At 48.2% G+C, this 14,432-nt stretch carries 17 protein-coding genes; 3 read left to right on the forward strand and 14 right to left on the reverse strand.

Going from position 1 to position 14,432, the window contains the following annotated elements; genetic code table 11:
- Position 1 precedes the first annotated feature (1 nt).
- From C7R94_RS05565 to C7R94_RS05615, 11 genes are all read right to left on the reverse strand, one after another.
- Positions 2-1,018: a beta-ketoacyl-ACP synthase III gene (locus tag C7R94_RS05565; RefSeq protein WP_106779060.1), complete on the reverse strand. Its 1,017-nt coding sequence runs from the start codon at positions 1,016-1,018 to the stop codon at positions 2-4.
- Positions 1,019-1,023: 5 nt separating this feature from the next.
- Positions 1,024-2,031: a phosphate acyltransferase PlsX gene (gene plsX, locus C7R94_RS05570; protein WP_106778877.1), complete on the reverse strand. Its 1,008-nt coding sequence runs from the start codon at positions 2,029-2,031 to the stop codon at positions 1,024-1,026.
- Between the two features lie 13 nt (positions 2,032-2,044).
- Positions 2,045-2,635, reverse strand: a complete 591-nt coding sequence (gene fapR / locus C7R94_RS05575; RefSeq protein WP_106778879.1) for a transcription factor FapR — start codon at positions 2,633-2,635, stop codon at positions 2,045-2,047.
- 127 nt (positions 2,636-2,762) lie between these two features.
- Entirely contained in the window at positions 2,763-3,731 is a 969-nt protein-coding gene (locus C7R94_RS05580) for an ABC transporter ATP-binding protein (protein ID WP_106778882.1), read from the reverse strand.
- An 11-nt stretch (positions 3,732-3,742) separates the two neighbouring features.
- The gene (locus tag C7R94_RS05585; protein WP_106778884.1) at positions 3,743-4,531 is read right to left on the reverse strand and encodes an ABC transporter permease; all 789 of its coding nucleotides are present in this window, start codon (positions 4,529-4,531) and stop codon (positions 3,743-3,745) included.
- Between the two features lie 4 nt (positions 4,532-4,535).
- Entirely contained in the window at positions 4,536-5,315 is a 780-nt protein-coding gene (locus tag C7R94_RS05590; protein WP_106778886.1) for an ABC transporter permease, read from the reverse strand.
- Positions 5,316-5,499: 184 nt separating this feature from the next.
- Positions 5,500-6,261, reverse strand: a complete 762-nt coding sequence (locus tag C7R94_RS05595; RefSeq protein ID WP_106778889.1) for a DeoR/GlpR family DNA-binding transcription regulator — start codon at positions 6,259-6,261, stop codon at positions 5,500-5,502.
- Between the two features lie 151 nt (positions 6,262-6,412).
- Entirely contained in the window at positions 6,413-6,583 is a 171-nt protein-coding gene (rpmF, locus tag C7R94_RS05600) for a 50S ribosomal protein L32 (RefSeq protein ID WP_005834357.1), read from the reverse strand.
- 140 nt (positions 6,584-6,723) lie between these two features.
- Complete coding sequence (locus C7R94_RS05605; protein ID WP_106778891.1) at positions 6,724-7,242, reverse strand: YceD family protein; 519 nt, start codon at positions 7,240-7,242, stop codon at positions 6,724-6,726.
- A gap of 85 nt (positions 7,243-7,327) precedes the next feature.
- Positions 7,328-8,395: a SepM family pheromone-processing serine protease gene (locus C7R94_RS05610; protein ID WP_106778894.1), complete on the reverse strand. Its 1,068-nt coding sequence runs from the start codon at positions 8,393-8,395 to the stop codon at positions 7,328-7,330.
- A complete protein-coding gene (locus C7R94_RS05615; RefSeq protein WP_106778896.1) occupies positions 8,392-9,186 on the reverse strand; it encodes a patatin-like phospholipase family protein in 795 nt (264 codons plus the stop codon). The genes C7R94_RS05610 and C7R94_RS05615 overlap by 4 nt, the downstream gene beginning before the upstream one ends.
- 147 nt (positions 9,187-9,333) lie before the next feature.
- Here C7R94_RS05615 and ylbJ point away from each other — a divergent pair, with 147 nt between their 5' ends.
- On the forward strand, positions 9,334-10,566 hold the full coding sequence (gene ylbJ / locus C7R94_RS05620; RefSeq protein WP_106778899.1) for a sporulation integral membrane protein YlbJ: 1,233 nt from the start codon (positions 9,334-9,336) through the stop codon (positions 10,564-10,566).
- A gap of 1 nt (position 10,567) precedes the next feature.
- Here ylbJ and coaD read toward each other — a convergent pair whose 3' ends face one another.
- Both coaD and rsmD read right to left on the reverse strand, forming a co-directional pair.
- Complete coding sequence (gene coaD, locus C7R94_RS05625) at positions 10,568-11,047, reverse strand: pantetheine-phosphate adenylyltransferase (protein WP_047068031.1); 480 nt, start codon at positions 11,045-11,047, stop codon at positions 10,568-10,570.
- Positions 11,048-11,094: 47 nt separating this feature from the next.
- A complete protein-coding gene (rsmD, locus tag C7R94_RS05630; RefSeq protein ID WP_106778902.1) occupies positions 11,095-11,661 on the reverse strand; it encodes a 16S rRNA (guanine(966)-N(2))-methyltransferase RsmD in 567 nt (188 codons plus the stop codon).
- Positions 11,662-12,106: 445 nt separating this feature from the next.
- On the opposite strand from rsmD, the gene C7R94_RS30210 reads away from it, so the two are divergent.
- Both C7R94_RS30210 and ku read left to right on the forward strand, forming a co-directional pair.
- Complete coding sequence (locus C7R94_RS30210; RefSeq protein ID WP_016743266.1) at positions 12,107-12,250, forward strand: hypothetical protein; 144 nt, start codon at positions 12,107-12,109, stop codon at positions 12,248-12,250.
- 122 nt (positions 12,251-12,372) lie between these two features.
- Positions 12,373-13,332, forward strand: a complete 960-nt coding sequence (ku, locus tag C7R94_RS05640; RefSeq protein ID WP_106778907.1) for a non-homologous end joining protein Ku — start codon at positions 12,373-12,375, stop codon at positions 13,330-13,332.
- A gap of 60 nt (positions 13,333-13,392) precedes the next feature.
- Here the strand turns inward: ku and C7R94_RS05645 are convergent, their stop codons facing one another.
- Positions 13,393-14,274 (reverse strand): cation diffusion facilitator family transporter, encoded by an 882-nt coding sequence (locus tag C7R94_RS05645; RefSeq protein ID WP_106778909.1) that lies wholly within the window; start codon positions 14,272-14,274, stop codon positions 13,393-13,395.
- Positions 14,275-14,432 lie beyond the last annotated feature (158 nt).

The raw sequence follows: 14,432 nt of genomic DNA on the forward strand, positions 1-14,432 counted from the left end.
CCTACTTGCTCCCTTCTGCCGGAGTCGTGCACCACTTCAAGAGCGTCGCTCCCCAAGTCAAGCCGCCACCAAATCCTACCAGAATCAGGTTATCGCCTTCTTTTACACGACCAGCCTTTACTGCTTCATCCAACGCTACAGGAATGGAAGCAGAGGACATGTTTCCATAGCGATCCAGGTTGATCGCTACTTTATCCTCAGACAGACCGAAACGCTGTACGGCAGAGTCGATAATGCGTTTGTTTGCCTGATGCGGCACCAACAGGTCGATCTCTTCCTTTGATACACCCGCTTTGGACAAGACAGCCTCTGTTGCTGAATTCATGACGCGAACGGCGAATTTGAAAACTTCTCCGCCTGCCATGTAGAGATAGTGCAATCCTTGTTCGACAGACTCAGCAGATGCAGGCGTTCTGGAACCACCTGCAGGCAAGCACAAGAGGGACCCGCCTGATCCATCTGCGCCGAGCTCAAAGGACTGGAAGCCGTAGCCCTCGGTAACTTCACCGATAACAGCCGCACCTGCTCCGTCTCCGAACAAGACACATGTATTTCGATCTTTGTAATTCGTAATTTTGGACAAGGTCTCAACGCCTACGACCAACACTTTTTTGTACAAACCGTTTTGGATGAACTGAGTCGCTGTCGTAATTCCGTACAAAAAGCCTGTGCAAGCTGCGGAAAGATCCATGGCAGCCGCACGCGTAGCACCCAGCTTTTCTTGCAGCAAGCAAGCAGTAGACGGGAACGACATGTCAGGCGTTACGGTCGCGACAATGATCATATCCAGCTGTTCCGCGCTGATGTTTGCTTTTTCGAGCGCTTCTTTGGCAGCCTCGTAAGCCAAGTCGGAGGAAGCTTGCTCCGGTGAGCTGATGCGGCGTTCTCTGATTCCAGTACGGGAAACAATCCACTCATCAGATGTTTCCACCATTTTCTCCAGATCAAAGTTCGTCAACACCCGCTCCGGGGTATAAGAGCCTGTAGACAAAATTCCTACTGAACGCTTTGCACTCATCTGCTTCACTCGCTTTCTCCCAAAGTATTTTTCTGTAATGATTGCTGGATAATCTCGTTCACGTCCTGCTGAATAAACCGCGTAGCACTGACAATTGCGTTTTTCATCGCACGCTCATTTGAGGAACCGTGGGCCTTGATCACAGGGGATTTCAATCCCAGCAAGGGAGCACCACCGTATTCCGCATAATCCATTTTCTTTTTAAAGCGAACCAATCCTGGTTTCAGAATGGCCGCTCCTAGCTTATTAATGAGGCTTGAAGTAAACTCCTGCTTCAACTGGGAAAAAATTGTGGAAGCAGCACCCTCTACGGCCTTTAACAAAACATTTCCTACAAAGCCGTCGCATACGAGCACATCACAAGCTCCTTGCATAACATCACGCGCTTCCACATTTCCTATAAAGTTCAGGTCAGCCTCTTGAAGGAGAGGAAAAACCGCTTTCGTCAATTCGTTTCCTTTTCCTTCTTCCGTCCCGACGTTAAGCAAGCCTACTGTTGGACGTTCGAAGCCCAACACTTTTTCAGCATACAAGCTCCCCATCACCGCGTATTGTACAAGCTGATGCGGCTTGGCATCCATATTGGCTCCGACGTCCAGCGTCAGTGTTACGCGGCCTTTTGTATTCGGGATATAGGCGCAGAGCGCAGGGCGCTCGATCCCATCCATACGACCTGCGTACAGCAAGCCTGCTGTCATTAATGCGCCCGTATTCCCAGCCGAGATCATCGCGTCGACTTTTTTCTCGCGCGCCATCTCAACAGCTACGACCAGCGAAGAATTTTTCTTGCGCCGAACAGCTCGAACCGGTTCATCATCTGGCAAAATCACTTCCGCTGCAGGAACGATTTCAATGTTTGCCGGAATATCCTGCGGCAAGTGGTTCCGAATAGCCTGTTCATCTCCCACCAATACAACTGTAATGGCCGGGTTTTCCTTGATGGCAGCAAGCGCCCCTAATACCGTACTCTTCGGTGCGTGATCGCCGCCCATCGCATCCACTGCAATTCGCAACCGTGACTCCTCCTTACTCCTCATCCATGCTGTTATGGTAGCTCGACATTTCAACTACACGGAAGGTTGCGGTAAAGACCAATTCACCTTGGACCTTTGTCTCTACGCGCACCTTGCATTCGTCGCCGTTGCGGCTTCTCACCACGGCTTTGGCAACCAGCTTTTCCCCTGCTCGTACAGGACGGACAAAGCGGATCCTCGCTGTAGCTGTCAACGCTACCTCTGCGTTGATTACTGCTACTGCCAATGAGTTGGCCTGAGCAAATATATAATGCCCTCGGGCAATTTGTGTTTTCGAAAAAACATGCTCTTCTTTAATTTCCAATACGGAAATGGCCTGTGAATCGAGCTGTAGATCAAGAATCTCACCGATGATTTCATCGATGCCTAATGATTTTACAGGATCAAGACTTTTCTCTGCGACTGTCTTGATACGTTCACGTAGCTCCGGTATGCCTAATTCCAGTCTGTCTAAGCGTATGGTTTGAATACTGACATGAAATAACTCAGCCAGATCTTCGTCCGTCGCAAATGGGTTATCCGCCAGATACTGCACTAAGCGGGACTGGCGATCTTTTTTTGGCAAGCGGGCGATGCTGAACACCCCCTTAAGCAGGATTCAGTTGTACTATGTATGATTGCGATCTGTTTTTAATACCTGGTACCAAAACACAGTATAAGGGAGAAGATGTGGAATTACAAGTGTCGATCACGAAATTAGGTAGCCATCCCTAACGATAAATGAGACGAATGATCTCCTCAATTCCCGGTTCTTTCATCTGGATGTCCAAAGGCTCACCCCACCCCGCCACTTCGGCAAGGATTCGCGGCGAAGAAATTTTTCCTTTGTCGAAGTAAATCGAAAGTACATTCTCTGACAGCTCCATCCGCTCGATTCCCTCCAAGTCGTAAAGCTTTTCAGGCGGTTGTCGAAATTCGATTCGAATGATGCTTGGCAGCCCTATTTGGCGTCGCAAATCGGCCAAGCTCGTATCCATCATCTTTTTGCCGTGATTGATCACAATAATCCGGTTGCAGAGTTGTTCAATATCGTCCATATCATGAGTCGTCAATAGAATGGTCTTCTTCTGGGTCTGATTCACTTCTTTCAAAAAAGCTCTGATGCGAGTCTTCGCAACCACATCCAACCCAATCGTAGGCTCGTCTAAAAACAGGACTGGAGGATCATGCAGCAGAGCGGCCGCTAAATCAGCTCTCATCCTTTGACCTAACGACAGCTTACGCACTGGCGTATCAAGGAATTCATGGAGGTCCAGCAGTTCCTGATATACCTCCATCGATCGTCGATATGCACTGTCGTCAATCTTGTACATCGCTTGCAAAATTTCGAAGGAATCTCTGACTGGCAGATCCCACCAAAGCTGTGTCCGCTGCCCGAACACCACTCCAATTTGTGAGGCTACCTGAATTCTTTCTCGCTGCGGACTATAACCACCGATTCGTATTTCCCCCTGACTGGGATGGAGAATTCCTGCCAGCATTTTGATTGTCGTCGATTTTCCTGCGCCATTCGGCCCTATATATCCCACGAACTCGCCTCTATCAATGGAAAAGGAGATATCGTGGACGGCTTTGACTTCCCTTCGTTCACGAGAAAAGAGTGTTCGTAGAGAAGCAAAGCGTCCCTCTTTCGCTTGATTCAGGAAAAATGATTTTTCGATGTGCTTTGCTTCAATCATGTTACCCCTCCTTAGCTCCCTGTACTATGGTAGTGTCGAACCCCGACATTCCACAGCATACGAGCGAAATAAAAAGCAATCGCTGCGGCAACCGGGGTGAGGATCGGATAAAACCATTCGCCCCCTTTGCCCAACAGCGTCAGCATTGGCAAATAATTCATATACGCAATCGGAATCGCTGAGAAAAACAGCCATTTGAGCCAGTTTGGATATAGCCCGATCGGATAATTGGAGGCATTGGCTGGCGCATAAATGGTAAAGGTAAGCATATCTTTCATCTGATGCGTCCAAAAAGCGGCCCCAGCCGTAGCAAGACCAATGGAGAAATAGATCACTCCGCCAGACAAAATGGCAACCGGTGAGAATAGCACTAGCCCCATGATCGATTGCCCTTCCGCCGCAAGACCCGACAAGGAGATGACCAAAACTGACACCCCTTGCACCAAACCTCCCACTCTCGACAAATCAAGATTCCTAGTCAATAGTAGAAGCAAAGGGGAAACAGGCCGGATGAGCAATTGATCGAGCTCCCCTTGTACGATGTACTTCTCAAAGTCGTTAATTTCCGGGGCAAACAGTCGATACATAGAGACAGATGCCGAGGAAATTCCGTAAAGCATCCCAACCTCGTAAATATTCCACCCGACCACATCGTGAAATCGGTACAAAATGGCAGTGAGAATAATAAAATCAAGCACCATAATCATTCCAGTCGTGGCAGCACTCGTGACAAAATTTATCTTGTACTGCATTTGCGAGCGAATGCTGGCCGCAATCAGTTTGCGATAGAGGGCAAACATGTGGTTATCCTCCTTGAATTTCTAGCTTTCGTCTTGCCATGTTCGTCACCAATAAAGCAACTGCCGTTAAAACGAGCGCCCAGCCAGCTTGGACAAGCATGCCATAAGAAGGAGCAAGCTCTAGCAACGTCATGACTGGATAATAAATCATCGCGGAAAAGGGTAAATAAGGTGCAATTTTTCCAATCATTCCGGGCATCAAGTCTATCGGAATCATTTGTCCACCTAACCCAAAGATCAAAGACAAAAGGATGAGGTGTACCCAGCGAATTTCTGTCGTCCAGAAGGAAGAAATGCCCGCGAGATAAAAGAGCAACATACCTATGTAAGTTCCTAGCAGAAGCGAGAGGGTAAACCAGAAGTAAGTGAACGGATCAGAGGGGAAAAAGAAGCCTACCGCTAACCCTAGCAGCAAGCCGATCGGAACACTTCGGTAGCAAGCGTTGTACAGAAGTCGTCCAAACTCCTGACTGAGCATGTACCAAAGATAATGAACAGGCTTGATCATATCCAGACTGACAGCCCCGCTCCTTACCGCTATTTGCACATTCAGACCTGGGGACAGAAATGTTGTCATCCAGAGAACACTTTGGCAAATCGCGATGTAATACCCCATCGTTTTGACATCATAGGGTCCGTATACTTGTTTTCCTGAAAGGACACCCGTCCAAATGGCAATAAAAACAAGCCCAAAAATCGAGCTTGCGACATTGTTGACGACATGCGATAAACGATACTGAAGATTTCGACGATAGCTCTTGCCAATAATCCGCCAATAGACCATAAAGCCCTCCTCTTGGAAAAGTTAGGATTACCAGAATAGCAGGGGCCGTACACAAATGCAAGAAAAAAAGAAAGAGCCCTTCCCATTTGAAGGACTCCCTCTGATAAATCCATTTGCTGTCACGCTGGTCACCCATTCACGCCAGCCAAATGGAACTTATCCTCTTTTTTATGGATCAATAGCTTCATGTAGAAGCTACAATCACCTCTACATCGTTAGCGTGCAAAGCCTCAGCTATTTCCTTTTCAGGCAGCTTATCGGTGACGATAATATCGATCTGGTCAAAACCTGCAACGCGGTACAGCATGCTTTTTCCAAACTTGGTATGGTCAGTGAGTATGATCACTTGATCGGCCCGCTTGATCATTTCTTTGATCAGAAAGCCGTGATCTTCCTGCGTGGACATGAGCCCATCCTTTGTAAGACCGCATGCACCAACCAGTACTTTATCGACATGAAAATCAGCGAGGTTTTGTATCACGCGTGTACCGAGCACACATTGATCCTCGGCATGTACGTCTCCGCCCAAAAGCTTGACAAGAACGCCTTCTTTTCGGGACATACTGGCGGCAGTCGCTAATGAATTCGTGATGATGACATGGTCACGGGTCTGCAAGGATTCCACCGTGAGCTGAACCGTTGTGGACGCATCGAGCAGCATATAGTCGCCGTCTTTGATCAGACGGGCCGCCGCTGCCGCAATACTGCGCTTTCCTGTCAAATCAAGCTGCATTCGTTCCTGATGGGAGTAGTTCTTTTTATTGAGGCTGGGCAGTACCGCTCCTCCCCTGGTCCGCAGGATTTGTCCCTGCTCCTCCAGCTTGACGATATCACGCCTCGCTGTGTCACGGGAAACCCCAAACTGCTCAACTACTTCTTGCACACTGATTCGTTGGTGCTCCTGCAAGTACTCAAGAATCGCAGCGAGCCTCTCCTCTTGAAACACGAAGCCTCAACCCCATCCTTATCTTGCCTTCATTATAAGTCAATTAAGTGATTTTCGCAAGCGATAATAAGTGTTTGTAAGTATTTATAAGCAAAAGGAAGGAACAAAAAAAGCAAGGCGATTTCTCACCTTGCTTTCTTAGCAGCGAATATTACTTCGCTACTTTCACGCCTTTGTAGTGACCGCAGCTTGGGCAAACACGATGCGCAAGCTTGTATTCGCTGCAATTATCGCATTTGATCATGCCTGGAATCTCTAATTTGAAGTGCGTACGACGCATTCTTTTACGGGTTTTGGAAGTTCTCCGTTGAGGTACTGCCATCTTCCTTACACCTCCTTCAACTGACAAATGCTAAGAAGCTCTATTGGGTGGACAGTATAGGCAAAATGCTTATGCCATCCTTCAAAAATGAGACGCTGCCACGAATGGTCGGCGAATCATCTTGAATACAGTAAGAATACTTATTTGCTGTCTTTGAAAAAGTCAGCCAACCCAGCCAAACGTGGGTCAACACGCTCATTCTTGCAGCTGCATGCCACTTCATTACGGTTCACACCGCAAGTCGGGCACAGACCTTTGCAATCCTCCTCGCAAAGCGGGAAGGTCGGCATTGCCAGTAAGAAATCCTCTTGCAGCAGCGAGTCCAGCTCAATTTCATCGCCTTCCAGAGGAAGGATATCACTGTCCTCGTCATCTTGCAGGATTGGATCCTCCGCAAGCGCAAATGTCTCAGAGAAATCTACTGTTGCCTGATCGACAAAAGGATTCAAGCATCTCGCGCAGACAAAATTTACATCTGCCTTCATGCTTCCTTTTACGTAATAGAGATTGCCCAGCTGTACAGCTTCACCACTCGCAGTCACAGGAGTAATCCCGCGAATCTCATGATGGCGCTTCTTCAGCTCATCTGCATCCAAGGTTACCTGGAATGGCAACGGCTCTCCTTTTCGGTGCTCTAACTCTGCTAACTTAATGTTCATAGCATTTTCACCTCATGCACAACAAAGATGATTATAGACCCTGCCCAAAGCTTTGTCAACCATTTTTGCTTGACAGCTAGTTTGCTCAGGTAGATTTCGGTTTTTGTCCATTCAAGTACGTAATCGCTTCTTCTACCGTCTTGATCGGAACCACTTTCATTGAAGTTCCAATCCGCTTGGCAGTCGATAACGCCTCCTCGTAATTGGAGCTCGTATCTGGCGTATCCTGCGGAGCAAAGAAGATCTCTGCGCCCGCTTTGTCCGCTGCGATTACCTTTTGATTAATGCCACCGATCCTGCCTACTTTTCCGTCCAACGAAATCGTGCCTGTTCCTGCAATTTTATAGCCTTTTGTCAAATCCGTTTCCGTATTTAACTGGTCATAAATCTCCAGGGTCATCATTAATCCAGCAGAAGGACCACCAATCCCTTGAGAGGCAATGGTTACTTCTTTCGGAATGATGATTTCCTGTTTGTTGTCAGGGCGCACACCAATTCCAACTGACTTGGATTCAGGTAGTGGTTCCAAGGTTAACATCGTTTTGGCCTCTTGTCCATCTCTTGTGTACGTAATTTCGACTTGATCGCCTGCTTTTTTTGCAGAGAGGGCTGTCAGCAAATCTTTTGCCTCAGACGTGCGAACCCCGTCTACATACGTAATGACATCTCCGATTTGCAATGCTTTATGGGCAGGGAACCCTTCCAGAGTACCCATCACCCACACACCCTGCTTCTCGATTTTCACTTCAAAGCCGGCAAGACGGAATGCGACTGCCTCCGCAATTTTTTGTGAATTGTCCATGACCGCTTGTTCTCGACGGATAAAATCTTCGCTGTCCTCGCCCTTGCCTACAACCAGCTCCTTGGGCAACAACTCAACATCCTGCGCCATTTTTGCATACCAATACCACAGCAAATTCGCTTCGCCCATGCGAACCGTCGTGAGCATGAAGGATCCCGTCTCGTCTTTCTTGCCGCCCTCCACTTGAATCATCGGCCCCAACTCAATCGCTGAACCCGGACGACTCACGTAATAATTCGTCGGTACAAAAAAGGAAATACCCAACAAGACAAAAACCAAGGCAAGTATCCAGCTAAAGCCTCTGGTTCCTGTAGATCTGCGTCTGTTGGCATAAAGCTGTTCCTCACTCATTCTTGTGCCTCCCAATTTGCAATTCGTTCCTGAATGCGTTCAATATGTTCAGTGCCCGCACGTTCGCCTAGCTCGATAATTTCTTCGACACCCGTGTACGCGATACTGCTATAGTGTCCAACATCCGGTCTGATTACGATGTCTGCCGCAATGATTCGATGTCGCAGAATTTCCCTTTCCATCACATCAATCGTCTGGGCGATGACATCAAAAATACTTTTGACCTCCATCCGTGTATCGAATTGGGCGACATCTACCGCAATCACGATATCGGCACCCATGTCACGCAGCACCGTCACCGGCACACGATCAATAACTCCTCCGTCGACTAAAAGCCGCCCCCCTACTTTTTCAGGAACGAAGATGCCTGGAATGGATATGCTCGCTCTCACCGCTTGATCAATTGGACCTTCTCGAAATACAACTCGCTCCCCAGTTTCAATATCCGTTGCCACAATGGCAAGCGGCTTGTTCAGCTCTTCCAAGCGCTTTCCGTGTGTTAACAGACGAATCAATTGCTTGATCTTTTCCCCCGTAACAAAGCCCATGCTGGGCACGGTTAAATCGAGCCAATGCTTGCGTTTTAAATTCAGGGCAAGCTTTCCCATCATGTGCGGTTCAATTCCGTTTGCATAGACGGCTCCAATCAGACTCCCCATACTGGAGCCAGCCAGCATGTCAATCTGGATGCCATGTGCTTCTAGTGCATTCAATACACCAATATGTGCAAAACCGCGAGCGCCCCCAGAACCCAGGGCTACACCCACGATTGGTTTACGCTTTGTCTGCATGGAAAAACCCCTCCCCGTAACCAGCCTATGTGGTAAATGGCTGTACCTTTCACACTTGGGAGATATTCGTCGACCAAGCTTACGCATAGTTCTCCCGCCTGCCACGTAGACATGTACTACTACTTTTCTTCGATTCAGGAGGAATCCATGTCACGCCACTCACCCGTACTTACTTTGTTGCTCGCCATCTCGACAGTTTTCATTGTTATTTCGTTGATTGCTTACTCGCAGATTTCTTTTGAAGCTGCCGTACGCGGTCTGAAAATATGGTGGGAGGTAGTTTTCCCCTCTACCCTTCCCTTTATTGTGCTGTCTGAGGTGTTGATGGGTCTGGGCGTCGTTCATTTCGTCGGCGTGTTACTGGAGCCATTAATGCGCCCACTGTTTAACGTTCCGGGCACTGGCGGGTTCGTACTGGCTATGGGCTTCTCGTCCGGTTATCCGGTAGCCGCAAAGCTGACTACTCGCCTGCGTCTGCAAGGCAATGTGACGAAGGCTGAAGGTGAACGTCTCGTCTCCTTTACAACGACGGGAGACCCCTTATTCGTCATGGGAGCAGTGGCAATCGGCTTTTTCCACAGTGAGCAAATGGGCATTATTCTAGCCCTAACTCATTATTTGTCAGCTGTACTCATGGGCGTAATCTATCGTTTTCATGCGCCTTTTGCCATTACTTCAGCCCCATTGGAGAAAAATTCACTGCCTCTTCCTTTACGCGCGTTGCAAGCGATGCATCGGGCACGTGTCCGCGACGGACGTCCGTTCGGAAAATTAATGGGAGAAGCGGTGCAATCCGCTCTGAATACCTTGTTCATGATCGGTGGCTTCATCATTGTTTTTTCGGTCTTAATTCAACTATTCTCCACGATTCATCTGACGCAAATCATCAGTACGCTTCTCTCGGTTTTCCTCGGTCCCTTCGGTTTTCCGCCAGCCTTTTCCCAAGCAATCGTGGCTGGTTTGTTCGAAGTAACCCTTGGCGCACAGGCAGCGAGCATTGTGCCTGATAATGTTTCCTTGGTCTGGAAAGCGGCCATTGCCAGTGCGATATTGTCTTGGGGCGGTTTGAGCGTTCACGCGCAGGTCGCAAGTATCTTGAGTGAAACGGATATTCGTGTCGCCCCTTACTTGATTGCCAGAGCGCTGCACGCTTTGCTGGCTGCGATTTTGACCTTTGTCTTCTGGGGGCCACTTGCCACAGTCAGCTCCTGGTTCGTGGAAAAAGCCGTCCCCGTATTTGTGCATGCGAAATCCGAGATTCCGACGACAAGTTGGTGGGAGACCTTGCTACTATCAGGGGGAATCGCCATCGGTGTCGGTGCGATTCTGTTGTGTACCAGCCTGACTGTTTCGCGTATGAACCGCAGCAAGACGCGATAGTCTACTCGGCCATTTTTCGCTTCAGTGCCTCTTCTACGACCGGCGGCACCAAATCAGCCACACTCGCCTTGTATTTTGCAACTTCCTTCACAATACTTGAGCTCAAGTACGAATATTGATTGTTCGTCATCATGAAAAACGTTTCGATATTTTCGTCGAGCTTTTTATTAATCGAGGCGACTTGCATCTCATATTCAAAATCAGAAACAGCACGAAGACCACGAATGATCACCTGTGCGCCCTTTTTGTTCATATAATCAATCAACAGGCCGTCAAAAGAGTCCACTTCTACATTTTTCATGTCAGCCGTTGCCTGACGAAGCAATTCGACGCGCTCTTCTACGCTGAATAATGAGTTTTTCTTCGAATTGATCAAGACGGCAACAATAACCTTATCAAAAACGTTGGCACCCCGCGAAATAATGTCGAGATGCCCATAAGTAACAGGGTCGAAGCTTCCTGAACATACGGCGATTGCCATAGCGGGTTATCCTCCCTTAGTGCTCTTTATGCACCTTGATTTGAAAGTTAGTCTTGTGGTTCCAAATCGTAATAATACACGGTAACGGCTGTATCCCCATACTTCGCCGCTCGATCCTTCACACAATGACCAATCGCATCCGGAAAAGAGTCTGAGATATCATGCTCAGCCACGATCCACGCTCCGTCCGCCAACATTCCCAGCTCCTGCAACATCTCAATTTCTTCGACAATTTTTTGCTGGGCGTATGGCGGATCTAAAAAGACGAGGTCAAATTTTTGATTGCGGGTACTTAGTGTGCGAATGGCGCGCTCTGCATCCATTCGATATAGCTCGGCATAATCGTCCAGCCTGCAAGTGCTGACGTTTTCTTTAACCACGGCAAATGCTTTATGATCGCGCTCCACGAAAACAGCTCGATCCGCTCCCCTACTCAATGCCTCGATCCCGAGTCCACCTGTTCCTGCGTATAGGTCCAGTGCCCACCCGCCATCGAAATATGGGCCAATCATATTAAAAATCGATTCTTTGACTTTATCGGTTGTCGGTCTGGTTCCTTTGCCCGGAACTGCTGCCAACCGTCTTCCTCTGTGTTCTCCAGCGATGACTCGCATACTCATTTCACCTGTCTGCTTTCTTATATGTATGTTTTAAGACGCGATTTTCTAAGACTGAGAATGATATCATACTATCACAACTGCATACACCCGTAAAATTAGCAACTGGAAAAATTTATGCGCAAGACAGGTATACAACCCCATTTGATTGGAAAAGATGATGAATAGCGACGCAACGGTGTCGCTGACAACCGCGGAGAAGACTTACGTTTCCCCATAAGCTCTTCCTCCGGTTTCTCCTCTCCCATAATTGAAAGGCTGTTCACTTTGGCGCACGACGTGTCTGATAGGAGCATTTCGTGCCATCGCTCCCTTCATCGGGAGGAGTTGAACGGCTGCCCCTCGCCATTTGGCGATGGGGTATTTTTTTATGTCCAGCACATACTACATATACCTGCTACACCCTTCTTCATGTAGCTTGCCTGAAAGGAGTGAGTCATTCATGGCAGAAAAGCGACCGTCCGCACAAAAGCTGAAGGCGTCCAAAGCCCAGTCCATTGCCGACCGCACAGGCAAAGACGTCGAGCTGGCGCGTGACATGCAATCTCGTGCAGATCAATCGGACATCGTCAAACATGGACAGTAGCTGCATACGTAGCCAGCCGCATCGAATCGGCTGGCTTTTTACTTTTCCACCTTCAATTCCCTCGGCACTTCTTTTAAGCGGATACAGATACTATACAAAATAACTGTGAAGGAGGTATCCGCATGCATACGGTGTGGAAGGGCTCAATCAGCTTCGGCCTCGTCAATATACCTGTTCGCATGTTTACTGCAACGGAAGAGCGCGATATTCGCTTTCGCCAACTGCATAAAGAGTGCAATACCCCGATCAAGTACGCAAAAATGTGCCCGCACTGCGAACGCGAAGTCGATACAAGCGAGATCGTCCGTGGCTTCGAATACGAAAAAGGACATTTTGTCATGATTGACGATGATGATCTGGAAGCGATTACGCCAGAAACACGCAGAGCCATTGAAATCATCGACTTCGTAGACTTGTCGGAGATCGATCCCGTATATTTTCATAAAAGCTATTTCCTATCTCCACAGGACACTGGCGAAAAAGCTTACGCCTTGCTGCGATCCGCCATGGAACAAACAGGAAAGATCGGTGTTGCGCAGGTGACGATGCGCAATCGGCAAAGCCTGGCAGTTATCCGACTGTATGAGCATTGCATCATGCTGGAAACGATCTTCTATCCAGATGAGGTACGTCCGGTCAGTCAAGTGCCTGCCTTACCGGAAGCCACAGTTCCGTTAGCCGAAAACGAACTGAAGATGGCAACTGAGCTCATCAGCAATATGACGCTCCCATTTGATCCGGCAAAATATACGGATGAGTATCGATCCGACCTGCAAAAACTGATTGAGAAAAAATTGGAGGGTCAGGAGATCGCCACTGCACCTACCGTGGCAAGAACCAATGTTATTGATCTCATGCAGGCTCTAAAAGAAAGCTTGGAGTCTACAGCTGGTCAAGCCCCTGCTCCCATCAAAATCGAGCCAGAACCGACTCCGTCAAAGCCTGCGCGAAAACGCACCACTGCTGCCTCCTTGTCTGAAAAAGAGCAAGCATCGAAAAAGGAGACCGCGGCCAGTCCGAAAAAAACTACGACTACTTCTACAACCAAAACATTACGCAAAAAGAAGGCTACTTCTGGTTAGGCTACACCAAAAAAACCTGCCCACAAAATGGACAGGTTTTTTGTTTTCACATGATGGAATCTAACTAGGCGCCATCTTCCTGCATGGTTCAATATGGATATGCACGGCGTTAATCCGGTGAATCTTGCGCATCTGTTCTTCAATTTTCTCGGTAATGGTGTGGCTCTCCACCACATTCAAACCTGGATCTACATGGATCACAACATCAACCAGAACGCTGCTTCCATGGTAACGGGCTTTGATGTCACTGATATCCCTTACCCCTGAAATCGAGGAAATCGTAGCCCGCAGGTCCGCAAGCTCACCCTCATCAAAGCCATCTGTCAATCGGTGGGTTGCTTCCCTGAAAATGTCCCAAGCCGTCTTCAAAATGATGAGACCAACGACAAAAGCAGCTAATGGATCGAGCCAATGCAATTGAAATTGTGCGCCAGCTACCCCGATAAACGTCCCGATACTGACAAATGCGTCTGAACGGTTATCAGCGGCCGCTGCATCAAGTGCTTGGCTGTTTGTTTTGATGGCGAGCTTTTTATTGTAGCGATAGACGAAAAGCATAATGACGGCAGTTGCCAGTGCTGTCCACCCTGCCAACAGGTCGGGAGCCGAATGTTGTGGATCAAACAAGGATGGTACGGCATTCGTAACGACCTGAACTCCGACAAATAGCATAATAAATGATGCGACAAGTGCTGAAATCGTCTCCGCCCGGAAGTGACCATACGGATGATCTTTATCAGGTGGTTTCCTTGCAATACGCAGCCCGATCAAAACAGCAATCGATGCTACAACATCTGTTGAGTTGTTAAGACCGTCGGCCATTAAAGCTTCCGACGCAGTGACATACGCAACTCCTATTTTTAATACAGAGCAGAAAATGTAGGCGAAAATACTCACCCACGCTCCACGTTCTCCTTGTTTTAGATCCGAATAAACATCCATACCTCATCACCTCAAAATACTTCTCCATCCTGCTTCGACAACGCGAAAAATCAAAGCGCTGGAAGCAGTTGCTTTTTTTCGAACTTCATCGTAACAGATAGGAATCATGTGGGTCTACAGAAACAGTTTTAGTCCGATTCACGAGTATAGGGGGGAGG

The sequence above is a fragment of the Brevibacillus sp. NRRL NRS-603 genome (genome assembly GCF_003013445.1).
Classification (GTDB): domain Bacteria; phylum Bacillota; class Bacilli; order Brevibacillales; family Brevibacillaceae; genus Brevibacillus; species Brevibacillus formosus.

Bases quoted from the DNA above. Each gene is read 5' to 3' on its own strand.
- C7R94_RS05605 (WP_106778891.1), bottom strand. From the start codon at position 7,242: ATGAACATTAAGTTAGCAGAGTTAGAGCACCGAAAAGGAGAGCCGTTG.
- C7R94_RS05590 (WP_106778886.1), bottom strand. From the start codon at position 5,315: ATGGTCTATTGGCGGATTATTGGCAAGAGCTATCGTCGAAATCTTCAG.
- C7R94_RS30210 (WP_016743266.1), top strand. From the start codon at position 12,107: ATGGCAGAAAAGCGACCGTCCGCACAAAAGCTGAAGGCGTCCAAAGCC.
- C7R94_RS05615 (WP_106778896.1), bottom strand. From the start codon at position 9,186: ATGCAGACAAAGCGTAAACCAATCGTGGGTGTAGCCCTGGGTTCTGGG.
- ylbJ (WP_106778899.1), top strand. From the start codon at position 9,334: ATGTCACGCCACTCACCCGTACTTACTTTGTTGCTCGCCATCTCGACA.
- rpmF (WP_005834357.1), bottom strand. From the start codon at position 6,583: ATGGCAGTACCTCAACGGAGAACTTCCAAAACCCGTAAAAGAATGCGT.
- C7R94_RS05565 (WP_106779060.1), bottom strand. From the start codon at position 1,018: ATGAGTGCAAAGCGTTCAGTAGGAATTTTGTCTACAGGCTCTTATACC.
- rsmD (WP_106778902.1), bottom strand. From the start codon at position 11,661: ATGCGAGTCATCGCTGGAGAACACAGAGGAAGACGGTTGGCAGCAGTT.
- C7R94_RS05610 (WP_106778894.1), bottom strand. From the start codon at position 8,395: ATGAGTGAGGAACAGCTTTATGCCAACAGACGCAGATCTACAGGAACC.
- ku (WP_106778907.1), top strand. From the start codon at position 12,373: ATGCATACGGTGTGGAAGGGCTCAATCAGCTTCGGCCTCGTCAATATA.
- C7R94_RS05645 (WP_106778909.1), bottom strand. From the start codon at position 14,274: ATGGATGTTTATTCGGATCTAAAACAAGGAGAACGTGGAGCGTGGGTG.
- C7R94_RS05585 (WP_106778884.1), bottom strand. From the start codon at position 4,531: ATGTTTGCCCTCTATCGCAAACTGATTGCGGCCAGCATTCGCTCGCAA.
- coaD (WP_047068031.1), bottom strand. From the start codon at position 11,047: ATGGCAATCGCCGTATGTTCAGGAAGCTTCGACCCTGTTACTTATGGG.
- C7R94_RS05580 (WP_106778882.1), bottom strand. From the start codon at position 3,731: ATGATTGAAGCAAAGCACATCGAAAAATCATTTTTCCTGAATCAAGCG.